The organism is Caulobacter sp. FW305-C-30-S16 (genome assembly GCF_058783025.1).
Window position 1 is genome coordinate 436709 of sequence record NZ_JBYSYH010000002.1, and the last position, 22146, is coordinate 458854.

Below are 22146 nucleotides of genomic sequence, written 5' to 3' on the forward strand. Positions count from 1 at the left end.
GCTGCGCTGTCGGATGAAACGCGCGCCTATCGCGGCGCGAGGATCATGATCATCTGGCGGCCTTCCATGCGGGGCTCGTACTCGCACTTGGCCACGATCTCGAAGTCGGCGCGGACTTTCTGGAGCAGCTTCATCCCCAGTTCCGGGTGCGCCATTTCGCGGCCACGGAAGCGGAGGGTCACCTTCACCTTGTCGCCCTCTTCGAAGAAGCGGGTCATCGAGCGCGCCTTCACCTCGTAGTCGTGCACGTCGATGTTGGGACGGAGTTTGATCTCCTTGATTTCCACAACCTTCTGACGCTTGCGCGCTTCGTTCTTCTTCTTCTGCTCCTGGAACTTGAACTTGCCGTAGTCCAGGATCTTGCAGACGGGCGGGTCAGCGTTCGGAACGATCTCAACGAGATCCAGGCCGGCTTCCTCGGCGGCCTCGAGGGCGGCGGAGGTCGGCATCTCACCCTGCTTCTCGCCATTCTGGTCGATCAGCAGGACGCGCGGGACGCGGATCTCATCGTTGATGCGCGGCCCGTCCTTGACGGGCGGCGTATTATTGGGACGGCGAATAGGCGGTGCTCCGGTGGCTATCTACGCAATAGAGCGCGGCTCGCCGAAGCGTTCCGTGACTCCTGCCTGCTATATGACCCTCCCCCCGTTTGCGATCAAGCGTGGTCAGGACACAGGGGAGGGGGAAATGCAGGTGGGGAGGGCGTAGGGAGTAGGGAGTAGTTGGCCGGTGGGGCGATCGGCATCGAGGCCGGGCGGTTGACGCCGCCGTCTCCGCAACCGCGATCGGCTACTCCCTACTCCCTACTCCCTACTCCCTACCTCGGCAGCAGCGACCACGCCGCGGTGGCGACCGTTTCGACCGGCAATTCGGCCAGCGTCGGCGACTGGATCACCGCCACATGGCCGCGCGGGGCGTTGAGCAGGGTGTCGGCCGCGCCGTCGAACAGCGCGATGGTCGGCGCCCCGGCGGCGGCGATCAGATGCATCGGGCCGGTATTGTTGCCGATGGCCAGCGCCGCCCGCGCGCCGAGCACGGCGATCTGGGCGAAGTCGGTGCGGCCGGTCAGATCGCGGGCCTGGCCGACGGTCTTCTGGATCGTGCGGGCCATGGCGCTTTCCTGCGGCCCGCCGATGATGACGATGTCATAGCCGCGCGCCTTCAGCTGGGTGGCCAGTTCGGCGTAGCGGTTGATCGGCCAGCGCTTCTCGGGACGGTTCTCGCCGCCGCCGGGCACCATCAGAACGAACGGCCTGGGGGCCGCCGCGCCGGGCACGGGCCGGGGCTCGGTCGCGCGCCGCAGCACCCAGCTCAGGTCCGGCGGCGGGGCGTCGCCCGGCGCGGTCGGGGCGTCGGGCCAGGCGCCGGCGACCATCAGCTGCTCGGCGTGCCGCTCCAGGGTGTGCATCCGGGTGCGGTCGGGATTGCGGTGCTGCAGCCGCGCGCCCGGCGCCGCGCCCGACCAGGCCGGCGGGAACGGCCGCAGCAGCTGGAACAGGAACCGGCTGGTCGACGAGCTTTCCAGATCATAGACCCGGTCATAGCGCGCGCTCTTGATCTGGCCGCGCAGGGCCAGCCACTCGCCGGGCGAGCCGGGGCGGGCGTTGGTCTCGATGCTGTTGAAGTAGGGGCTGGCCTTCGCCAGGGCCTCGAACTGCGGCGCGGTCAGCAGGGTGATCTTGGCGTGCGGGTGCGCCAGCCGGATCCGCTTCATCGCGGCCAGCGACAGGACGAACTCTCCGATGGAGCCCGCCTGGATGATCAGCACCTTCTTGATGTCGCGGCTCACGCTCTCGCCTCCAGCACGCGTGCATAGACCTCAAGCGTGGCCTCGCACATGGCGTCGACGGAATAAAGGCGTCTCGCGCGGGAGGCGGCGGTCTCGCCCATCGCCCGGCGACGCGCGCCGCCGACGGTGATGGCGGTGGTCATGGCCCGGGCCCAGGCCTCGAGGTCGCCCGGCGGGGCGCGCCAGCCGGTCTCGCCCTCGACCACGGTTTCGCGCGCGCCGCCATGGTCGGAGACGATCACCGGACGCTCCATCACCTGCGGCTCGACGGCGGCCCGACCGAACGACTCTGGCTTCAGCGTCGGCAGCAGCGCGACGTCGGCCAGGCGGAAGGCGGCCGGCATGTCGTCGCAGTGACCGACCACCTTCACCACATCCGTGAGGCCGGCGTCGGCGATGGCGGTCAGGATCTCCTGGCGATAGTCGGTGCGGCCCTGGTCGTCGCCGGCGAAGACGATGACGAAGTCGTCGCGCCCCTCCGCCTTCATCCGCGCGGCCGCAGCGATGATCAGGAGGTGCCCCTTGATCCGCGTCAGCCGCCCGCCCAGCAGGAAGACCAGCTTCGCCCGGTCCGCCGGAAGGCCCCAGGCGACGCGCAGCGACTCGATCCGCTCGGGCGTGATCTTGCGCGGGTCGAACCGTGTCTGGTCCACGCCGCGCGGTATGGTGACGATCTTGCCCGGGTCCAGATGGTGCTGCGCCAGCACATGGTCGCGGGTGTAGTCGGAGTTGGCGATCACCAGGTCGCCCCGCGTCATCACCGCGTTGTACCAGCGCTTGAGGCCGCTGCGGGCGTTGTAGACCCCGTGATAGGTCGCCACGAACGGCACGCCGGTGGCGTGGGCCGCCCACAGGGCGCTGAACGCCGGCGCGCGCGAGCGGGCGTGGACCAGGCTGACCTTCTCGGTGCGGATCAGGTCGATCAGCCGCGCGGCGTTGCCCAGAATCACCAGCGGGTTCTTCGACTGGACCGGCATTTCGTGCAGCCGCCCGCCGTCGGCCAGCAGCCGGCTGGTCATCCGGCCGCCGCGCGAGGCGACCAGCGCCTTGCCGCCCGCCGCGATCACCGCTTCGGCGACGTCGATCGTCGTCTGCTCGGCCCCGCCCGTTTCGAGTTCGGGGGTCACCTGCAGGAGCGTGAAATCGGGGGGGAGTTTGGTCACCGCCCTTGCATACCTCGTAACGCGGTCAGGTAAACTGTCGCCGTTAAACACGTATTGGGGAGCGGCATGGCCGAAACCACGGGATTCCTCGATCGCGGCGACGGCCAGCAGGTCGCCTGGCGGCGGGTGGCGGGGCGCGGGCCGACGGTGGTCTGGCTCGGCGGCTTCATGTCCGACATGGCCGGGACCAAGGCCCAGGCTCTGGCCGACCGGGCGCTGGCCGAGGGCCGGGCCTTCCTGCGGTTCGACTATCTGGGCCACGGCGAATCGAGCGGCGCGTTTCGCGACGGCACGATCAGCCGCTGGCGGGCCGACGCCATCGCCGCGATCGAGGCCCTGACCGAGGGGCCGCTGGTGCTGGTCGGCTCCTCGATGGGCGGCTGGATCAGCTGCCTCGTCGCCGCCGTGATGCCCGAGCGGCTGCACGCCATGGTGCTGATCGCCCCCGCCGCGGACTTCACCGAAGCCCTGATGAAGCCAGGCCTGCCGCCCGAGGCGCACGACGCGCTCGCGCGGGACGGGGAGTGGATCCGGCCATCGCTCTACGAGCCGACCGGCTACCCGATCACCCGCACCCTGCTGGAAGACGGAGCCCGCTGGACGGTCCTCGGCGCGCCCGTGCCGATCGATGTCCCCGTGCGCATCCTGCAGGGCCGCGAGGATCCGGACGTGCCCTGGCTGCACGCGCTCGAACTGGCCAACGCGATCCGCAGCGAGGACGTGGTCTTCACCCTGATCAAGGACGGCGACCACCGGCTGAGCCGCGATCAGGACATCGCGCGGTTGATCGCGACGGTCCAGGAAGTCCTCTCCGCGTAGCGGGGAGGGGGACCGCGCAGCGCGCGGTGGAGGGGCGGCGCTGACGCGAGCGGCCCCATCCTGAACTCCGGTCTTTCCGGTTGGCCCGGAGCTGCCCCTCCACCATGCGCCGCATGGTCCCCCTCCCCGCTACGCGGAGAGGAAGGCTTAGCCCCAGAACGCCGCGACCCGCGCCGCTTCCGCCTGCCCCTGCGCGAAGCCGGCCCGCGCGACGGCCTCGCGGTTGGAACTGTCCATCAGGTTGCTGCCGAACGCTTCTCCACACGCCGCATCGGGAACCAGCAACAGCGCCTCGCCGCCGTGGGCGCGGATCACGTCGGCCTCGGCTTCGAGCCGGGGCAGCACCATCGGCGCGAAGGCCGGCGGCATGACCGAGACGATGATCACCTTGTCGTGGCCCTTGGCCATGTCCGCGTTGGTGCCCGAGCGCATGCCGCCGTCCATGTAGCGGCGGCCGTCGATGGTGATGGCCGGGAAGATGGCCGGCACCGAACAGGACGAGGCGACGCCCCGTCCCAGCGGCGCGGCGGTGTCCTGGCTCCAGAGCACGAACTCGCCGGTGGCCGTGTCGATAGCGGTGCAGGCATAGCGCGCCGGCCAGGGCTGTTCCTCGGCGATCGGGCCGAAGCCCTTGATGAACACCTCCTCGCTGACGGTCTGGCCGTTCAGCGAGATCTGGCCGAGCTCGAGCATCAGCTCATGCGGCATGTCGCCCTGGGCCGGCCGGCGCGCCATCACGCTCATCAGCGGTATCATGTCGGGCGCGGCGCCGGGGCCCTTCGCCTGGGCCTCCTTCGCCCGCGCGGCGTTGGCGAACTCGGCGTCCAGCATCTGCGCCGGCCGATGTCCCGTCGCCAGCAGCGCGCCGCAGACCGATCCCGCCGAGGTGCCGAGGATCCAGTCGGCGTGGCTGACGTCGGCCCCCGACTCCGCCAGACCGGCGATCAGGCCCGTCTCCCAGGCGATGCCCACCGGCCCGCCGCCGCCCAGAACCAGAGCCCGTGTCGTCATGATGCGTTTCCCCCGCCCTCGGCGGCGAGGATCGCCGTCAGGCCTTCACGATAGGTCGGATATTGCGGACGCCAACCCAGCTCGGCCTTGGCCAGAGCATTGGAGACGCGCTTGTTCTCGCTCCAGAACCGTCGCGCCGCTGGCGTCAGGTCGGCGTCGTCGAACGCGACCAGCGTCGGCGGCGGCATCCCGACCAGCTTCGCGGCGAAGGCGTTCACCTCGTGCGAAGGCGCCGGCTCGTCGTCACAGAGATTGTAGCTGGCGCCCGCGCGCGGCCGGGCGATCGAGGCGGCGAGGCCGGCGGCGATGTCGTCCACATGGATGCGGCTGAACATCTGGCCCGGCTTGACGATGCCATGGGCGGTGCCGTCCCGCGCCCGGTCCAGCGCCGAGCGGCCGGGACCATAGATGCCGGGCAGGCGGAAGGCGGTGACGGTCAGGCCCATGCCCCGGCCGACCTGCCGCCAGTCGCGCTCCGCCGAGACCCGCCGCGCGCTCTCCACCGATCGCGCGCTCAGTGGCCCGGCCTCGAACACCCAGCGGCCTTCGCGGTCGCCATAGACGCCGGTGGTCGACAGGTAGCCGATCCAGTCGGGAAACGCGTTGGCCTCGGCCAGCGCGGGAATCAGGGTGTTGAGCCCCGGACAGCCGGCCTCGCTCGGCGGGGCTGTGATCAGGATGGCGGTGGCGGTTTTCAGCGCCTCGACCAGGCCGGCCCGGTCCTCGGTGGCGACGGGCGTCACGCCCTGCGCGCGAGCCTTGGTGGCGGTCGCATCGGACCTGACCACGGCGGTGACGCGCCAGCCCTCAGCCATCATCCGCCGGGACAGCGCCTGACCGGTGAACCCGTAGCCGAAGGTGAGGAGGTGGGTCATGGCTGCGGCGCGCCCGTGCGTCCTTCGAGACGCGATCCTGAGGGATCGCTCCTCAGGATGACGCAAAGGGCTGGACTGCAACAGTGTTCGTCATGGTGAGGAGCGAGCATCAGGCGAGCGTCTCGAACCACGCAAAAACCTACAGCAGCTTCTCGATCGCCACGCGGGCGTCCGCGCCCAGGTCCGGGTGCTTCAGCGCGAAGGCCACGTTGGCCCGCAGCAGGCCGATCTTGTCGCCGCAGTCGTAGGTCACGCCGTCGTATTCCAGCGCGTGGAAGCTCTCCACGGCCATCAGGCGCGCCATGGCGTCGGTCAGCTGGATCTCGCCGCCGGCGCCCTTCTGCTGGGCGGCCAGCAGCTTGAAGATTTCCGGTTGCAGGATGTAGCGGCCCGAGATGAACAGGTTTGAGGGCTCGGTCCCCGGCGCGGGCTTTTCGACCATGCCGGTCATGCGGTTCAGGCGACCCTCCTGGCCGTCCAGCGCGACGATGCCGTACTTGTGCGCCTCGCCGGGCGGGCAGGGCTCGACCGCGATGATGTTGCCGCCGACCTTGTTGTAGGCGTCGACCACCTGCTTGAGGGCCGGGACCTTCGCGTCCATCAGCATGTCGGGCAGCATCACGGCGAACGGCTCGTCGCCGATCACGTCGCGGGCGCACCAGACCGCGTGGCCGAGGCCGAGCGGGGCCATCTGGCGCACGAAGCTCATCTCGCCCGGACGCGGCAGTTCGGCGCGGATTTCCTCGAGCATCTCCAGCTTGCCCTTGGCTTCCAGCTGGGATTCGAGCTCGGGGTGGTGATCGAAGTAGTCCTCGATCGCCTCCTTGCCGCGGCCGGTGACGAACACGAAGTGCTCGATCCCGGCGGCCCGGCCCTCGGCCACGATGTAGCTGAGGATCGGCCGATCCACGACGTTGAGCATCTCCTTGGGCGTGTTCTTGGCGCCGGGGAGAACGCGGGTGCCCAGACCGGCGACGGGCAGGACGGCTTTGCGGACAGGTCTCATGGGTGCGGGCTTATCCGAGCGTAGGGGGTAAATCCAGTTGAGATGCTCCCCATCGGGGGAGCTGTCGGCCCGCAGGGACGACTGAGGGGGTCACCCGAAATCCGGGCGGACCCCCTCCGTCGCTGCTGCGCAGCGCCACCGCCCCCGATGGGGAGGATCTGGCGCTATTCCACCGTGACCGACTTCGCCAGGTTGCGCGGCTGATCGACGTCCGCGCCCTTCAGGACGGCCACGTGATAGGCCAGCAGCTGGATCGGCGCGGACATGACGAGAGCCGAGATCAGCGGATCGCTGGCGGGGGCGGTCATGACCACCTTGGCCCCGGCCGGCGCGTGCTTCGCGCCCTCGGGATCGGTGATGAACACCACCTGGCCGCCGCGCGCCATGACCTCGCTCATGTTGCTGGCCGACTTCTCGAAATAGCTGTCGTAGGGTGCCAGGATGATGATCGGCGTATGTTCGTCGACCAGCGCGATCGGTCCGTGCTTCAGTTCGCCTGCCGCATAACCTTCTGCATGGATATAGCTGATTTCTTTCAGCTTAAGGGCTCCCTCTAGAGCCAGCGCTGACATCGGTCCACGACCCAGATAGAGCACGTCCCGGGCCTTGGCGATGTCGACGGCGACGGCGCGAACGGCGTCCTCCAGGCCGATGGATTCGGCGATCAGGCGGGGCGCTTCCAGCAGCACCTTGACCAGCCGCTGCTCCTCGGCCGCATCGATCCTGCCGCGCGCCCGGGCGGCGGCGACGGCCAGGGCGGTCAGCACGCTGACCTGGGCGGTGAAGGCCTTGGTCGAGGCGACGCCGATTTCCGGACCACAGTGGATCGGCCAGACGACGTCGACCTCGCGGGCCATCGTCGACTCCTGGGCGTTGACCACGGCGGCGGTCTTCATGCCCTTGGTCTGGCAGAGACGCAGGGCGGCCAGGGTGTCGGCGGTCTCGCCGGACTGCGACATGGCGATCGCCAGCGATCCCGGCCGCAGGGCCGGCTCGCGATAGCGGAACTCCGAGGCGATCTCGATATCAACCGGCAGATCGGCCAGCCGCTCGATCAGGTACTTGCCGATCATGCCGGCGATGTAGCTGGTGCCGCAGGCGACGATCTGGATCCGCTCCAGCGCGGCGAAGTCGATGTCGCCCGGCATCTTCGTGCGGGCGCTGACGGCGTCGACATAGGCGCTGATGGTGTGCTGGCAGCCCTCCGGCTGGTCATGGATCTCCTTTTCCATGAAGTGCCGGTAGTTGCCCTTTTCGACCAGGGCGGCCGAGGCCGAGACGGTCTTCATCGCCCGTTCGACCGGTTGACCGGACTGGTCGTAGATTTGCGCGCGGTCGTGATCGATGGCCACATAGTCACCCTCTTCGAGGTAGGTGACCTTGTTGGTGAACGGGCCGACGGCCAGGGCGTCGCTGCCGAGGAACATTTCGCCGTCGCCCGTGCCGACGACCAGCGGGCTGCCCTTGCGGGCGCCCATGATGACGTTGTCCTGCCCCTCGACCAGCACGGCCAGGGCGTAGGCGCCGGTCAGCCGGTCGAGCGCCGACTTGAACGCCGCCAGCGGGGCCTGGCCCGCCTCAATGTAGAAATCGATCAACTGGGCGATGACTTCGGTGTCGGTCTCGCTCTCGAACACCCGGCCGGCCTTCTGCAGTTCGGCCTTCAGTTCGGCGAAGTTCTCGATGATGCCGTTGTGGACCAGGCTGACCCGGCCGCCGCGCTGCGGGTGGGCGTTGCGCTCCGACGGCACGCCGTGCGTGGCCCAGCGCGTGTGGCCGATGCCGACGGTCGAGGTCAGGGGGCTTTCGGCCAGCACCGCTTCCAGCGCCCGGATCTTGCCCTGGGCGCGGCGACGGTCGACCTTGCCGCCGGTCTGGGTCGCCACCCCGGCCGAGTCATAGCCGCGATACTCGAGCCGCTTGAGGCTCTCGATGAGGCGGTCCGTGACGGGCGTCTTGCCCACGATGCCGATGATGCCGCACATGCTGGATTTCGCCGTCGCTGCCAGAAGGGGTAGAATTGTCGGGAACGGATCGTCCCCGGGTCGGCGTTTATCATCGGCCAAGGTTGAGACGGCATAAAACTGCGTTGCACACTGTTGCGTGTTTTTTCGGGGCGGGGAGCCTTTCATGAGCAAGCGGACCTATTTCGGCACGGACGGCATCCGGGGACAGGCCAACAGCCACCCGATGACCGCCGAGGTCGCGCTGCGGGTGGGCCTCGCCGCCGGCAAGCTGTTCCGCCGCGACCACGGCCGCCGGCCGCTGGTGGTGATCGGCAAGGACACCCGTCTGTCGGGCTACATGATCGAGCCGGCGCTGGTCGCGGGTTTCACCAGCATGGGTATGGACGTGCGCCTGTTCGGGCCGCTGCCGACCCCGGCGGTGGCGATGATGACGCGCTCGATGCGCGCCGACCTCGGCGTGATGATCAGCGCCTCGCACAACGCTTTCACCGACAACGGCATCAAGCTGTTCGGCCCCGACGGCTACAAGCTCAGCGACGCCCGTGAGCTGGAGATCGAGGCCCACATGGGCGAGGGCCTGCAGGAGGGCCTGGTGGCGCCGGGCGACCTCGGCCGCGTGCGCCGCATCGACGACGCCCAGGCCCGCTACATCGAGATCGCCAAGGCCAGCTTCCCCCGGCTGCTGAACCTGAACGGCCTGAAGGTGGTCATCGATTGCGCCAACGGCGCCGCCTACAAGGTCGCGCCCGAAGTGCTCTACGAACTGGGCGCTGAAGTCACCGCGGTCGGGGTCGGGCCGAACGGCTTCAACATCAACGCCGAGTGCGGCTCGACCCACCCCTCGACGATGGTCGCGGCGGTTCGCGAAAAGGGCGCCGACATCGGCATCGCGCTGGATGGCGACGCCGACCGCGTGGCGATCTGCGACGAGACCGGACAGGTGGTCGACGGCGACCAGATCATGGCCATCATCGCCGGGGCCTGGGCCGCCGAGGACCGTCTCAGCGGCGGCGGCATCGTCGCCACGGTGATGTCGAACCTGGGCCTCGAGCGGTTCATGTCGGCCAAGGGTCTGACGCTGGAACGCACCGCCGTGGGCGACCGCGCGGTCATGGAGCGCATGCGCGCCGGCCGCTTCAACGTCGGCGGCGAACAGTCCGGCCACGTGATCCTGTCTGACTTCTCGACCACCGGCGACGGCCTGATCGCGGCGCTGCAGGTGCTGGCCGTGCTGGTCCAGGCCGGCAAGCCGATGAGCGCCCTGGCCCGTCAGTTCGAGCCCGTGCCGCAGCTGATGGAGAACGTTCGCTTCGCCAAGGGCCGCAAGCCGCTCGACAACGACTCCGTCAAGGCCGCGATCACCGCCGCCGAAGCGCGCCTGAACGGTTCAGGCCGCGTCCTGGTCCGCGCCTCGGGCACCGAGCCGCTGATCCGCGTTATGGCCGAAGGCGACGACGAGGCCCTGGTCCAGCAGCTGGTCAGCGACATCGCCGGCGCGGTGAAGGCGGCGGCCTAGCCGTCGGAATCCGCCGTCAGCTTCCCGGATTGGGCAGGCATTCCATCACCTCCACCGACTCGCCGGGGAAGATCGCGAAGTGGGGATGGCCCTCGAACAGGGCGGTCGCCGCTTCATGCGTCTCCGCCCGGACAATGATGTAGCCGCTCACCGCGTTCCGCGTTGGGGCGACGCCCTGCGCCGAGGCCTTCAGGGTCTTGCCGACCGGGCCGCCGGCGACGACGATGATGTCCGCGTGCCGGGTCATCCAGTCGTTCCAGGCCTGCATCCCGGCGGCGATAGTCTCTTCGCCGAGATCGGCAGGGGTCGGCGCGCTGGTCGACATCGAGCCCATGTACAGGGCGAGAAACGTCTTCATCAGATGTCCTTTCAAGGGGGGGGCCGGCTCAGGCCGGGGCGTTTTCGCGATAAGTCCGCAGCTGGTCTTCCAGCGCCTTGCGGAACGCGGGTCGCGCCTCGCCCCGCGCGCGGTAGGCGTCAAGCGTGGGAAAGTCCGAAAGGATCCCGCAGTCCACCAGCTCGCGCAGCACGGTGACCATGATGATGTCGCCCGCCGTGAACCGGCCCAGCAGCCAGTCCTTGTCGCCCAGCCATTGGCTGAGCGATGTCAGGCGTTTCTCGAGCGCCGCGCGGGCGACAGGGCGATAGCCCTCCACCCACGGCTGGCCGGCGTGGAAGGAATCGAGCGCGGCGACATTCTGGGCCTGGGGCTCCACGGAGTTCAGACCGGCGATCACCCAGGTCGTGACCTGCGCCAGACCGGCGGGATCCTGCGGCGCCAGGGCCTCCGACTGGCCCGCGAGCCGGATCAGAATCGCGCCGGACTCGAAGATCTCCACCTCGTCGTCGCGCCAGGCCGGCACCTGTCCGAAGGGCTGCCGCTGCCGATAGGCCTCCGACGCGGTGGTCTCCAGGCCGATCAGCTCGACCTGGTAGGGCAGGCCGGCCTCCTCCAGCGCCCAGCGGATGCGCAGGTCGCGGACGAATCCCTGGGCGAAGGGCGGCGCCCAGCGAAACGCGGTGACGGTGACGGTCATGAGGCTGCTCCGGACAGGGTGAGAAGGTCGCCGCGCAGACGCTCCGCGTCAGCGTCGGCCAGTTCGGCTTCGACAGCCGCATGGGTGCGGGTCCAGATCGGCAGGGCCGTCGCCAGTCGCGCATGCCCTGCGGGTGTCAGGGCGACGCGGCGCACGCGACTGTCCTTCGGATCGACGCTGGCCTCGGCCAGGCCGTCGCGGATCAATGGCTTGAGGGCGGCGGTCAGGGTCGTGCGATCCGCGCCCAGCAGGGCGGCGACCTTGCCCATCGGCGCGGGCTGCGGCCCGTTGAGGGCCATCAGCAGCGAGAACTGGCCGTTGGTCAGTCCCGCCGGTCGCAGGGCCTCGTCGAACCGCCGCGCCAGCACCCGCGCCGCCCGCTGCGCATGCAGGCAAAGGCAAGTATCGCGGACATGGTGGGTGGTCTCGAGGGGGATGACGGGCGTGGTCATGGCGCTATTAAGTTGATATCAACCTAACAAGTCAAGCCGGACTTGCCTTCCGATCGCGCCGGCGCAACGCTCACCCGCCGGACAACGCGGGGAGGCGACGATGGCCCAGGAGACGATCTTTCTGCCCTTTCTGGCTATGGGGTTCCTGACCTTCATCGCGCTCGGGCTGATTCCGCAGCGGCGTTTCAGAGCGGGGGCGGCAGGGCATGTGACGCCCGACGATTTCGCCCTCGGCGAGTCTGCGGCGGTGCCCGGTCATGTCGCCCTCGCCAACCGCAACTACATGAACCTGCTTGAAGCGCCGGTGCTGTTCTACGCCGTTTGCCTGGCCCTGTTCGTCACGGCGTCGGTGGACGGTCTCGGCCTCGCCCTGGCCTGGACCTACGTGATCCTGCGGGCCCTGCATTCACTGGTGCATGTGACCTACAACAAGGTCATCCACCGGCTGGCGCTGTTCGCGGTGAGCAATGTCGTCCTGATGGCGCTGTGGGTGGTGTTCGCGATGAAGGTCTGGCCGGCGGCGAGCTGACGGGGACATGTACCGAAGGTACGTGTCCCCTAATCGTGTCCTCTGATCCTGATTCAGCGGCAGCTCGGTTAGGGGACACGTACCTGAAGGTACATGTCCCCTAAGCCACCAGCGCCAGCAGCGCGAAGCTGGCCAGCCAGTGCTCGCCCATGTAGTCGCCGGCCACGTGGGGCAGGGCGTCGGCCAGGTGGATCTCCGCCGCCGCGAGCGCCGTCATCCGCGCCTGGTCGTCCTCGGCGAGCGCCGAGGCGATCCCCCGCCAGCACCAGGCGCGGCTCAGGTTCAGGCCGTCCAGATGGGCGATCTTTCCGTCGCTGCGGTCGCTGACGGTGGCCGGGGTGAACAGCGTCGCCGGCTGGCGTCCCCCCGTGCGCGGCAGGAAGCCGGAGAACCAGGCGCGGAACTGGTCGGGCGCCAGCATGCGGCGCAGGCATTCGGCCTCCATCAATGCGGGCGACAGGAACTCGTCCCCGCTCGGCTCCCAGGCCTGGCAGTCGGCGTCATTGGCGTACCAGTCGATCGCCGTGGTCCGCGCCAGACCGGCCAGCAGCGGGTCGTCGCAGGTCTCGGCGTAGTCCATCGCCAGCCGCAGGGCGAAGGCGGTGTTGGAATGCACGCCCGCCCGCAGGGGATAGGTCGCCTTGGGCAGGAAGCGCTTGAACCGGTCGGAGAAGGCTGCTGCGAGCGGCGCGAGCGCGGCATGGGCCGTCTGGTCGTCGTGCGCCCGCAGCTCCGCCGCCAGCTTCAGCAGCCAGGCCCAGCCATAGGGCCGCTCGAACCCGGTGCTCATCGGGCGGGAGAGGTAGTCCAGCTCCACCGCGACCTTCGACGGCGTCAGGCTGGAAGCGAACAGGGCCCGGATCGCCGGCGCGCTGGGCATCTCCGGAAACAGCCGCAGCAGGGTCGCCAGCGTCCAGTAGCCGTGCACGCAGCTGTGCCAGTCGAAGCTGCCGAAGAAGATCGGGTGATGCGTCCGGTGCGGCCCGATGTCGTGCAGGCCGGTGAACACATGGTCGGCCTTGTGCGGGAACTCGCGCGTCACATGGCCCAGGGCGATGGCGGCGAACCGCTCGGCCAGGCCCGCCGTCAGCCGGGGGTCAGAAGCGATAGACGAGGACATACATGAGCACCGTGTTGGCCAGCAGCAGCATCAGGGCCGTCGGCAGCTGGGCCTTGATGACGCCGTAGCGGTCGGAGAGTTCCAGCAAGGCGGCCGGGACGATGTTGAAATTGGCCGCCATCGGCGTGGTCAGCGTGCCGCAGAAGCCCGACAGCATCCCGATCGCGCCCATGATCGCAGGATCGCCGCCGAACTTGCCGACGATGATCGGCAGGCCGATGGCGGCGGTCATCACCGGAAAGGCGGCGAACGCATTGCCCATGATCGCCGTGAACAGCGCCATACCGAGGGTATAGGCGACCACCGCCGCCAGCGGCGTGCCGAGCGGCAGCCAGGTGGTCGCCAGATCGCCGATGACGTCGCCCACATGGGCGACGGCGAACACCGCCCCCAGCGCCGCCAGCGCCTGCGGCAGCAGGCCGGCCCAGCCGACAGACTCCATCAGCCGCCGGCCCTCGCGTGTCGCCGTCACCGGGCTGGCGCGGAACATGATCAGAGCCACGGCCGTCGCCAGCACGATCCCCGCGCCGAGCGAGACCAGTGTCACCTGCTTGGGATCGACCAGCGGCTGGCCGGCGACCATCACGCCCTTCAGCGTCAGGGTCCCGAGCAGCGTCACCACAGGCGGAATCAGCGCCGGGATGAACAGCCGGTTGCCCCAGCGCTCGGCCCGCTGCGGCTTGTCGACGGGCTGGGGGTGCTCGCCCCGGCCCATCAGATTGAACCCGGCGACCAGCGCCATGGCCACCAGGATGGCGCCGTTGACCACATCGGGCAGGTAGCTGCCGATCAGGAAGCTGGTCGCGAACAGGGCCCAGAACAGCGCGCTGGTGAACCGCTTCGGGTTGGTCCCGTCCGTCAGCGTCGCCGCCGCGAACACCGCGAACAGCAGTCCGGCCAGGACGTAAAGAACATCGAGCCCGATCATCGGCCGGCCGCCTTGCCCAGCTGACGGTCGAGCAACAACAGCCGCGCGCCGTGGATCACCAGGGCGCAGATCGCGGTCGGAATCGCCCACATGGAGAGGTGCAGCGGCTCGACGATGATCCCGTTCTCTTCGAGGAAGCCCTTGATCAGCAGGATCGAGGCGATGGCGATGAAGATGTCCTCGCCGAAGAACAGCCCGACATTGTCGGTCGCCGCGGCCATGGCCTTGATCCGGTCGCGCAGGGACTGGGGCAGGTCGCCGTGACGGGTCTCGGCGGCGGCCTCGGCCATCGGCGCGATCAGCGGCCGGACCATCTGGGCGTGCCCGCCCAGCGACGTCAGCCCCACCGCCGCGGCCAGCTGCCGGATCACCAGGTAGATCACCAGCAGCCGCCCGGCGGTCGCCTCGCGCAGCCGGCCGATCAGCGCCTTGGCCCGCTCCTGCAGCCCCTCCCGCTCCAGCAGCCCGATCAGCGGCAGGATCAGCCAGACCACGCTGATGTAGCGGTTGTCCCGGAACGCCTTGCCCAGCACCCCGAGCGTCGCCACCACGTCCAGCCCGCCCGCGATCCCGGTGACCACCGCCGCCGTCGCCACGATCAACAACGGATTGAGCCGTGCGGCGAACCCCACGACCACGACCGCTACGCCCAGCAAAACCCACATGCGCCGACTCCCCTGTCCCGCCGGAGAGTGGACCCGGAATCACCCCCAACGCCAATCCTCCCCCTGGCAGGAGGGGAACCATGGCCCCGCCCGGAATCATGGACCCGTGTTCATGCGGCGTCGCGGCCGGTCTGTGCTTTCATCGGAGGGTCGCGTTTGACCGGGGGACCGCCGCTTGACCACCGTCGCCGAGAACTGGGTCCGCCGGGCGCCGGGCGATCTGGACCGCATCGAGGCCTGCTTCACGGGCGCGGCCTTTGCGCCGCACCGCCACGACACCTACGCCATCGGCGTGACGCTGGGCGGCGTCCAGAGCTTCGACTATCGCGGCGAGGCGCGCCATTCCCTGCCCGGACAGCTGGTGGTGCTGCATCCCGATGAACTGCATGACGGCCGAGCGGGCGACGGCGCGGCGTTCCGCTATCGCACAGCCTACATCCGGCCGACGGACCTTCAGGCGGTTCTGGACGGCCGGACCCTGCCGTTCGTCGCCGGCGGGCTCTCCAGCGATCCCGGGCTGGTCGAGGCGGTCGACGCCCTGCTCGCCGACTGCGAACGACCGTTGTCCCTGCTTGAGTACCAGGACGCCCTGGTCGGTCTCGCAGCGGCGCTGGAGGCTGTGTCCGGCGGCCTGGGCGTCATCCGCCGGGCGAACCGCGAGGCCGCCCTGGCCGCCCGTGACTACATCGACGCCTGCCTGGACGAGGCGTTTTCCCTGCAGGAGCTGGAACACGCGACGGGCCACGACCGCTGGCAGCTGTCGCGGGACTTCCGCGCCATGTTCGGCGTCAGCCCGTACCGGTACCTGATCCTGCGCCGGCTGGAGAAGGCGCGCGCCCTGCTGCTGCAAGGCCGGTCCGGCGCCCGGACCGCCGCCGAGTGCGGCTTCGCCGACCAGAGCCACTTCGGCCGCCAGTTCCGCAAGACCTGGGGCCTGACTCCCAACGCCTGGTTGCGGGCGATGAAGCCCGCGCACGATCATTCTAGTCGCGCCTGAACTGGTCGTCCTAACAAGGGGCATGACACGCAAAACCCTCTTCTCGCCCGAGCCCCACAAGGGCTGGATTCCGTGGGGCCTGCTGGCGCCCTTCCTGTGCATCGTCTTTGTGGCCGTCTGCGCGCTGGGGCCGGAGCCTCTGCTGGCGCGCCATGGCTGGGTGGACGCGCGGGGCGAGCCGGTCGGCCTGGACGGCTGGTACGCCTTCCTGGTCATCCCCTTCGCCCTCAACGGCCTGCTGATCCTGGCCTGGACGCTGTGGGTCGAGCGGCGACCGCTGGCGACGATCGGCCTCGGAGGTCCCGCGAAGGTAAAGTCGTTGGTGGGTGGCGTGCTCGTCGGCGCCGCGACCATCCTGGCGGTGGTCGTCGCCATCGGCCTGGCGGGCGGCTACAGCACGGGGGCCATCGCTCCGGCCCTGGCCTCGCCGGCGGCCCTGACGGGTATCAGCCTGCTGCTGCTGAGCTTCATCGTCCAGGCGGGGGTGGAGGAGATCATCTTCCGCGGCTGGCTGCTGTCGGCGATCACCCGCAAGCTGGGTCTGCCCGTCGCCGTGCTGCTGGTCTCGCTGACTTTCACCTTCCTGCACTACTCGCCGCATCAGGAAGCGCGGGTGATGCTCAGCTCGTTCCTGTTTTCGGCCTTCGCCTGCGCCTGGGTGATCAGGGCGGGCAACATCTGGGGGGCGATGGGCTGGCACGCCGGCTGGAACTGGCTGCTGGGCACGGGCTTCGAGCTGCCCGTCACCGGCCTGCAACTCGACCTGCCCGCCCTGCTGGTCAAGCTGACGCCTCAGGGAACCGCCGCACTGACCGGCGCCGACCAGGGGCCGGAAGGCAGCTGGCTGTGCAGCGCCTTCTTCCTGGCGGGCATCGCGGTGCTGTGGTTGTGGCGGCGACCCAAGCCTGACCTCCCCCAATAGGGGGAGGGGGACCATGCGGAGCATGGTGGAGAGGGAGGCGTGGTGGCTGAAGGCTACGCGCGGCCGGTTCGGACGTCCCGACTCACGCCGACGCTTCCCTCACCACCAGCCTTCGGCTGGTCCCCCTCTCCCAGGTGGGAGAGGAAGGGTCAGGAACGCCCGATACTCGAATACCGGAACCCGCGGGCCTTCATGTCGTCCGGGCGGTAGATGTTGCGCAGGTCGACGACGTTCGGCGCCTTCATCAGCAGCTTCATCCGGTCCAGGTCCAGCGCGCGGAACTGGTCCCACTCGGTGATGATCACCACCGCGTCGGCGCCCTCGACGGCCTCGTAGGGGCCGGTCTTGAAGTCCACGCCGGGGAGCATCTGGCGCGCCTCGTGGCCCTCGGGGTCATAGGCCTGGACGGTGGCGCCCATGGCCTGCAGCGCCGGCACGATGTCGAGGCTCGGCGCGTCGCGCATGTCGTCGGTGTTCGGCTTGAAGGTCAGGCCCAGCACGCCGATGGTCTTGCCGTTCAGGTCCCCCTCGAGCACGTCGGCGACACGGCCGGCCATGGCCTTCTTGCGCGCGTCGTTGATCTCGACGGTGGTTTCGATCAGCCGCACGGGGGTCTTGGCGTCCTGGGCGGTGCGCACCAGGGCGATGGTGTCCTTGGGAAAGCAGCTGCCGCCATAGCCGGGGCCTGCGTTGAGGAACTTGTTGCCGATCCGCTTGTCCAGGCCGATGCCGCGGGCCACCTGCTGCACGTCGGCGCCGACGGCTTCGCAGAGGTCGGCGATCTCGTTGATGAAGGTGATCTTCAGGGCCAGGAAGGCGTTGGCGGCGTACTTGATCAGCTCGCTGGTCCGCCGGCCGGTGAAGACGATCGGCGTCTCGTTGAGAAACAGCGGGCGGTAGAGCTCGTTCATCACGGCCCGGGCGCGCTCGTCCTCGGTGCCGACAACGATCCGGTCGGGCCGCTTGAAGTCCTCGATGGCCGCGCCTTCGCGCAGGAACTCGGGGTTCGAGACGACCGCAAAGTCGGCCTTCGGGTTGGCCTTGCGGATGATGGCCTCGATCTCGTCGCCGGTGCCGACCGGGACGGTCGACTTGGTCACGACGACGGTGAAGCCGTCCATCAGCCCGGCGATCTCCTCGGCGGCCGCGTAGACGTAGCTCAGGTCGGCATAGCCGTCGCCGCGCCGCGAGGGCGTGCCCACGGCGATGAACACCGCGTCGGCGTTGCGCACGGCCTCGTCGGCCTGGACCGAAAAGCCCAGCCGGCCCTCGCGCACGTTGCGCTCGACCAGGGCGCCCAGGCCCGGCTCGAAGATCGGGATCTCGCCTCCCTTCAACCGCTCGATCTTGCCGGCATCCTTGTCGATGCAGCAGACGTCATGGCCGAAGTCGGCGAAACAGGCTCCCGACACCAGGCCCACATAGCCGGTGCCGATCATCGCGACGCGCATCGATTAAACCCTCAGACTTCCTGGTTGTATGCCCCGACTTCGGGGTGTTTCGCCAGACGTGGCTTCACCTCCTGCCGGAACAGGGCGCGCATATCGTCGTCCGATTGTGTGCTTTCAACGACCACGACGATCTCGGGCTTGTTGGAGGAGGCGCGCACCAGCACCCAGCTGCCGTCTTCGAGCGCGACGCGCACGCCGTTGACGGTGATCACCTCGGTGATGCCGCGGCCGAGGATCTTGCCGCCGGCGGCGGCCAGGGCCTCGTACTCGGCGACGATCTTGTCGACCACGCCGTACTTCACCTCGTCGCCGCAGTGCGGGCTCATGGTCAGGGAGGTGTAGGCCACCGGCAGCGCCTTGCGCATGTCCGACAGCTTCTGGTCCGGGTTGCGGTCGAGCATGCCGAGGATCGCGGCCGCCGCGGTCAGGCCGCAGTCGTAGCCCCGGCCCAGCGGCTCGTTGAGGAAGAAGTGGCCGCTCTTCTCGAACCCGGCCAGGGCGCCCAGCTCGGCGGTCTTGCGCTTGATGTAGCTGTGGCCGGTCTTCCAGTAGACGGTGGTGCAGCCGTTGGCCGCCAGCACCGGGTCGGTGGCGTAGAGGCCGGTCGACTTCACATCGACGATGAAGGTCGCGCCGGGGTTCAGCGGGGCCAGGTCGCGGGCCAGCATCAGACCGATCTTGTCGGCGTAGATCTCCTCGCCGGTGTCATCGACCACGCCGCAGCGGTCGCCGTCGCCGTCGAAGCCCAGGGCCAGGTCGGCGCCGAACTCACGCACGGCCTTGGCCATCTCGTGCAGCATCTCCTGGTCTTCGGGGTTGGGATTGTACTTGGGGAAGGTCCAGTCGAGGTCGCAGTCCATCTCGTAGACCACCGCCACGCCCATGGCGCGCAGGGCCTGGGGCACGAAGGCGCCGGCCGTGCCGTTGCCGCAAGCGGCGACGACCTTGAGCGGGCGCGTGATCTGCACCCGGCGGGCGACGTCGGCGATGAACCGCTCGGCGACGCCGTCCTCGCGGATCAGCTTGCCGCCGTCACGCGGGACGAACTTGCCGCCCAGCACGATCTCCTTCAGCCGGCCCATCTCCTCGGGGCCGAACGTCAGGGGCCGCTGGGCGCCCATCTTCACCCCGGTCCAGCCGTTCTCGTTGTGGCTGGCGGTGACCATGGCCACGCAGGGCGCGTCCAGGTCGAACTGGGCGTAGTAGGCCGTCGGCGACAGGGCCAGGCCGATGTCGTGTACCTGGCAGCCGGCCTCCAGCAGCCCGATGATCAGCGCGTGCTTGATCGAGGCCGAGTAGGACCGGAAGTCGTGGCCGACGACGATCTTCGACTGGCCCAGCTCGTGGATGTAGGTCCCCAGGCCCAGCCCGAGCGCCTGGACGCCCAGCAGATTGATGTCCGGGCCGAACAGCCAGCGGGCGTCGTACTCGCGAAAGCCGGTCGCCTTGACGAGCGGCTCGTTCTCATAGGCGGCCGTATTCGGGACGAGGTCGGAACGGGGAAGGAAGGGCATGGTCGGAGGACTCGCGTGACGCTTGGGCCTCCTATAACGCCGGTGTGACGTAATGGTGAGGGGGCGGAGCGGGAAATCCGCCGTCCGGTCGGTTTCGGGTCAGACGACGCCGGCGCTCAGCACATCGTGGACGTGCAGCACGCCCACCGGCTTGCCGTCGCGAACCACGAACAGGACGGTGATCCGGTTGTCGTTCATCAGCCGCGCGGCGTCGCCGGCCAGGGTTTCGGCGGTGACCGACTTGGGGTTGCGGGTCATCAGCTGACCGGCGGTCTTGCCGGCCAGACCTTCGAAGTTCCTGCGCAGATCGCCGTCGGTGACGATCCCGAGCAGGGCCCCGTCGGCGGCGGTCACCCCGACCACCCCCAGCCTGCGCTCGGTCATCACGCGGATCGCGTCGGGCATCGGCGTCGACTCTGCGACCAGCGGCGCCTCCTCCAGCGCGTGCATCAGGTCGCCCACGGTGCGCAGCATGGCGCCCAGCTTGCCGCCCGGATGGAACACGTGGAAGTCGCGCGCGGTGAACCCGCGCCGCTCCAGCAGCGCCACGGCCAGTGCGTCGCCCAGCGCGATCTGCAGGGTGGTCGAGGTGGTCGGGGCTCGCACCTCGCCGGTGGCCTCGGGCGCGTCGGGCAGCAGCAGCACCAGGCTCGCGGCCTTGCCCAGCTGGCTCTCGGCGTTGGCGGTGATGGCGATCAGCGGAATGGCGAACCGGTGCGCATAGCCGATCACGTCGGCCAGCTCGCGCACGTCGCCGGACTTGCTGAGGGCCAGCACGACATCGTCCTGACCGATCATGCCCAGGTCGCCGTGGCTGGCCTCGGCCGGATGGACGAACATCGCCGGCGTGCCGGTTGAGGCGAGGGTGGCGGTGATCTTGCGGGCGACGTGGCCGCTCTTGCCCATGCCGGTCAGGACGATGCGGCCCTTGCAGGCGAACAGCATCTCGACGGCCCGGGTGAAGGCCTCGCCGAGGCCGTCGGCCATGGCGACGAGCGCCTCGGCCTCGATGGCCAGCACCCGGCGCCCGACCTCGACAGCGTCGAAGCCGCTCATTGCGCCGCGCCCGGAGCCGTGGAGGCGGGCGGCGTCGACTTGGCGGCCTTCTTCGCGGGCGGCGGCGGCGCGGGAACCGGCGCCGGCAAGGTCAGCGGGTCGGCGAACGAGGGATAGGCTGCGCCCATGCCGCGCGGCCAGATCAGCGCCAGGGCGATCATGGTCAGGGCCAGAAGGGCGCAGAGCGGAAAGAAGACGCGGTCACGCATGGAGAGGATATAGCAGCGCCTTCGCCGGACGGCGAGGCGGGGATGTGCTTGCCGGAAAGCTATGGGGCGGGGCGCCCGAAGCGCCAAAAAACCACGACGAGCAAGGCAATCGCCAGCGACGACAGCCTAACGACGGTCATCAACGGGTCTCGCAAGTGCGCCAGTGACGGCCAGAGGAATGATCCGATGAATAGGGCCAACCCCACAATGCTGGCCACCGAAACCGCAGCGAGTATCGCGAGAAACAGCCAAAACCCTCTGGCGTTCGCCTCAAGGTCGACGAAGATCGAATTCCAGACTCTCGCTCTACCTTCAGAAAGCGCCTTGGAAATGCGCCAGGGCGGCATCAGGGCCAACAAGACCAGATAGAAACCGACGAAGATCTGAAGGCCAATGTCGGTGTCGGGCATGGAGGTCGTTCCCGGGCGAAGACACCCAAGGCTAGTTTACCGGCGGGGTGGATGTCGATCTCACCGTCGATAGCTAGATGGTCTTCCTAGCCGCTTGAGGTGCTCCACACCCGGCGCAGGCTGAAGGCGCACGCCAGGATCCACAGGGCGACGGCCCCTTCGAGCACCCGCTGGGCCAGGCCCTCGATCGGCGGGGTCATAGCGACCAGCGCCAGGCCCGAGACCGCCGCGCAGACCATGCCGAGCGGAAAGAGAAGACGTCCGCCGGGCCAGGTCCGTGATGCGATGGCCAGCGCGACGAGCGTCGGCGCGGCGACGATGTAGCCGGCCGTCCCGAACAGGAAGTGCAGCATCTGCGAAGGACTGGGATCCGGTTTGACCGGGTCGCAGCCGAAGTCGCAGGGGAAGAACGCCGCGCCGGTGTAACCCGTCGCGAAGACGACGATGCCGAGAAAGCCAAGCGTCCGCAGCACGCCGCGGGGCGGGATCAGCATTGCGAGGACCGCGAACAGGCTGATCAGCAAGCCGATCGGCAGGAAGGCACCGAAATTGACCAGCCGCGCGTGCGGCGCGCCCGTCGCGCCCAGTTCGCTGATAAACTGGCCGACGTGCGAATAGCCGGGCCAGGCCGCGCCGCCGGCGACGACCATGACGACCAGCAGCACGTAGCCGACGATGGCGGCCCAGAAGGCGACGGTGCGGATCATGGT

Annotated in this window: 24 protein-coding genes; 5 read left to right on the forward strand and 19 right to left on the reverse strand. The window is 69.1% G+C overall.

What is annotated here, in order from left to right:
- Window positions 1-26 precede the first annotated feature (26 nt).
- From infC to AC3WJT_RS09065, 3 genes are all read right to left on the reverse strand, one after another.
- Window positions 27-560 carry a translation initiation factor IF-3 gene (infC, locus tag AC3WJT_RS09055; protein WP_488899725.1) on the reverse strand — a complete coding sequence of 178 codons (534 nt, stop codon included), beginning with the start codon at window positions 558-560 and terminating at the stop codon, window positions 27-29.
- Between the two features lie 257 nt (window positions 561-817).
- On the reverse strand, window positions 818-1789 hold the full coding sequence (locus AC3WJT_RS09060) for a glycosyltransferase family 9 protein (protein WP_492342781.1): 972 nt from the start codon (window positions 1787-1789) through the stop codon (window positions 818-820).
- Window positions 1786-2952, reverse strand: a complete 1167-nt coding sequence (locus AC3WJT_RS09065) for a glycosyltransferase family 4 protein (RefSeq protein ID WP_492342782.1) — start codon at window positions 2950-2952, stop codon at window positions 1786-1788. Before AC3WJT_RS09065 ends, AC3WJT_RS09060 begins: the two co-directional genes overlap by 4 nt.
- Window positions 2953-3018: 66 nt before the next feature.
- Here AC3WJT_RS09065 and AC3WJT_RS09070 point away from each other — a divergent pair, with 66 nt between their 5' ends.
- A complete protein-coding gene (locus AC3WJT_RS09070) occupies window positions 3019-3771 on the forward strand; it encodes an alpha/beta fold hydrolase (RefSeq protein ID WP_492342783.1) in 753 nt (250 codons plus the stop codon).
- Between the two features lie 147 nt (window positions 3772-3918).
- Here the strand turns inward: AC3WJT_RS09070 and AC3WJT_RS09075 are convergent, their stop codons facing one another.
- The 4 genes from AC3WJT_RS09075 to glmS form a co-directional block, all read right to left on the reverse strand.
- Window positions 3919-4782: a patatin-like phospholipase family protein gene (locus AC3WJT_RS09075; protein ID WP_492342784.1), complete on the reverse strand. Its 864-nt coding sequence runs from the start codon at window positions 4780-4782 to the stop codon at window positions 3919-3921.
- Window positions 4779-5657, reverse strand: a complete 879-nt coding sequence (locus tag AC3WJT_RS09080) for an SDR family oxidoreductase (RefSeq protein WP_492342785.1) — start codon at window positions 5655-5657, stop codon at window positions 4779-4781. Before AC3WJT_RS09080 ends, AC3WJT_RS09075 begins: the two co-directional genes overlap by 4 nt.
- A 139-nt stretch (window positions 5658-5796) precedes the next feature.
- On the reverse strand, window positions 5797-6663 hold the full coding sequence (locus tag AC3WJT_RS09085) for a UTP--glucose-1-phosphate uridylyltransferase (RefSeq protein WP_492342786.1): 867 nt from the start codon (window positions 6661-6663) through the stop codon (window positions 5797-5799).
- A 164-nt stretch (window positions 6664-6827) separates the two neighbouring features.
- A complete protein-coding gene (glmS, locus tag AC3WJT_RS09090; protein ID WP_492342787.1) occupies window positions 6828-8648 on the reverse strand; it encodes a glutamine--fructose-6-phosphate transaminase (isomerizing) in 1821 nt (606 codons plus the stop codon).
- A 145-nt stretch (window positions 8649-8793) separates the two neighbouring features.
- Here glmS and glmM point away from each other — a divergent pair, with 145 nt between their 5' ends.
- Window positions 8794-10146: a phosphoglucosamine mutase gene (gene glmM, locus AC3WJT_RS09095; protein ID WP_492342788.1), complete on the forward strand. Its 1353-nt coding sequence runs from the start codon at window positions 8794-8796 to the stop codon at window positions 10144-10146.
- 16 nt (window positions 10147-10162) lie between these two features.
- On the opposite strand, the gene AC3WJT_RS09100 is transcribed toward glmM, so the two are convergent.
- Genes AC3WJT_RS09100 through AC3WJT_RS09110 form a run of 3 tightly spaced genes read right to left on the reverse strand, consistent with a single transcriptional unit; the run spans window position 10163 to window position 11635 of the window.
- Entirely contained in the window at window positions 10163-10504 is a 342-nt protein-coding gene (locus AC3WJT_RS09100; protein WP_492342789.1) for a YciI family protein, read from the reverse strand.
- 28 nt (window positions 10505-10532) lie between these two features.
- Window positions 10533-11183: a glutathione S-transferase family protein gene (locus AC3WJT_RS09105; protein WP_492342790.1), complete on the reverse strand. Its 651-nt coding sequence runs from the start codon at window positions 11181-11183 to the stop codon at window positions 10533-10535.
- Entirely contained in the window at window positions 11180-11635 is a 456-nt protein-coding gene (locus AC3WJT_RS09110) for a MarR family winged helix-turn-helix transcriptional regulator (protein ID WP_492342791.1), read from the reverse strand. The genes AC3WJT_RS09105 and AC3WJT_RS09110 overlap by 4 nt, the downstream gene beginning before the upstream one ends.
- Window positions 11636-11735: 100 nt before the next feature.
- On the opposite strand from AC3WJT_RS09110, the gene AC3WJT_RS09115 reads away from it, so the two are divergent.
- Complete coding sequence (locus AC3WJT_RS09115; protein WP_492342792.1) at window positions 11736-12164, forward strand: MAPEG family protein; 429 nt, start codon at window positions 11736-11738, stop codon at window positions 12162-12164.
- 100 nt (window positions 12165-12264) lie between these two features.
- On the opposite strand, the gene AC3WJT_RS09120 is transcribed toward AC3WJT_RS09115, so the two are convergent.
- From AC3WJT_RS09120 to AC3WJT_RS09130, 3 genes are read right to left on the reverse strand one after another with little or no spacing between them, the layout of a single operon-like run.
- A complete protein-coding gene (locus AC3WJT_RS09120; RefSeq protein WP_492342793.1) occupies window positions 12265-13284 on the reverse strand; it encodes a DUF2891 domain-containing protein in 1020 nt (339 codons plus the stop codon).
- Window positions 13262-14212 (reverse strand): DUF979 domain-containing protein, encoded by a 951-nt coding sequence (locus AC3WJT_RS09125; RefSeq protein ID WP_492342794.1) that lies wholly within the window; start codon window positions 14210-14212, stop codon window positions 13262-13264. Before AC3WJT_RS09125 ends, AC3WJT_RS09120 begins: the two co-directional genes overlap by 23 nt.
- Window positions 14209-14877: a DUF969 domain-containing protein gene (locus AC3WJT_RS09130; protein WP_492342795.1), complete on the reverse strand. Its 669-nt coding sequence runs from the start codon at window positions 14875-14877 to the stop codon at window positions 14209-14211. The genes AC3WJT_RS09125 and AC3WJT_RS09130 overlap by 4 nt, the downstream gene beginning before the upstream one ends.
- Window positions 14878-15052: 175 nt before the next feature.
- Between AC3WJT_RS09130 and AC3WJT_RS09135 the strand changes: the two genes are divergently transcribed.
- Both AC3WJT_RS09135 and AC3WJT_RS09140 read left to right on the forward strand, forming a co-directional pair.
- A complete protein-coding gene (locus AC3WJT_RS09135; protein WP_492342796.1) occupies window positions 15053-15874 on the forward strand; it encodes an AraC family transcriptional regulator in 822 nt (273 codons plus the stop codon).
- Between the two features lie 22 nt (window positions 15875-15896).
- A complete protein-coding gene (locus AC3WJT_RS09140) occupies window positions 15897-16796 on the forward strand; it encodes a CPBP family intramembrane glutamic endopeptidase (protein WP_492342797.1) in 900 nt (299 codons plus the stop codon).
- 149 nt (window positions 16797-16945) lie between these two features.
- Here the strand turns inward: AC3WJT_RS09140 and AC3WJT_RS09145 are convergent, their stop codons facing one another.
- From AC3WJT_RS09145 to AC3WJT_RS09170, 6 genes are all read right to left on the reverse strand, one after another.
- Window positions 16946-18247: a UDP-glucose dehydrogenase family protein gene (locus AC3WJT_RS09145; RefSeq protein ID WP_492342798.1), complete on the reverse strand. Its 1302-nt coding sequence runs from the start codon at window positions 18245-18247 to the stop codon at window positions 16946-16948.
- 11 nt (window positions 18248-18258) lie between these two features.
- Complete coding sequence (locus tag AC3WJT_RS09150; protein WP_492342799.1) at window positions 18259-19761, reverse strand: phosphomannomutase/phosphoglucomutase; 1503 nt, start codon at window positions 19759-19761, stop codon at window positions 18259-18261.
- A 99-nt stretch (window positions 19762-19860) separates the two neighbouring features.
- Window positions 19861-20817, reverse strand: a complete 957-nt coding sequence (locus AC3WJT_RS09155; RefSeq protein ID WP_492342800.1) for a KpsF/GutQ family sugar-phosphate isomerase — start codon at window positions 20815-20817, stop codon at window positions 19861-19863.
- Window positions 20814-21026, reverse strand: coding sequence for a hypothetical protein (locus AC3WJT_RS09160; protein WP_492342801.1), 213 nt, complete (start codon window positions 21024-21026; stop codon window positions 20814-20816). Before AC3WJT_RS09160 ends, AC3WJT_RS09155 begins: the two co-directional genes overlap by 4 nt.
- A 59-nt stretch (window positions 21027-21085) precedes the next feature.
- Entirely contained in the window at window positions 21086-21436 is a 351-nt protein-coding gene (locus AC3WJT_RS09165; protein ID WP_492342802.1) for a hypothetical protein, read from the reverse strand.
- An 86-nt stretch (window positions 21437-21522) separates the two neighbouring features.
- A complete protein-coding gene (locus AC3WJT_RS09170) occupies window positions 21523-22143 on the reverse strand; it encodes a DUF998 domain-containing protein (RefSeq protein WP_492342803.1) in 621 nt (206 codons plus the stop codon).
- Window positions 22144-22146: the final 3 nt, after the last annotated feature.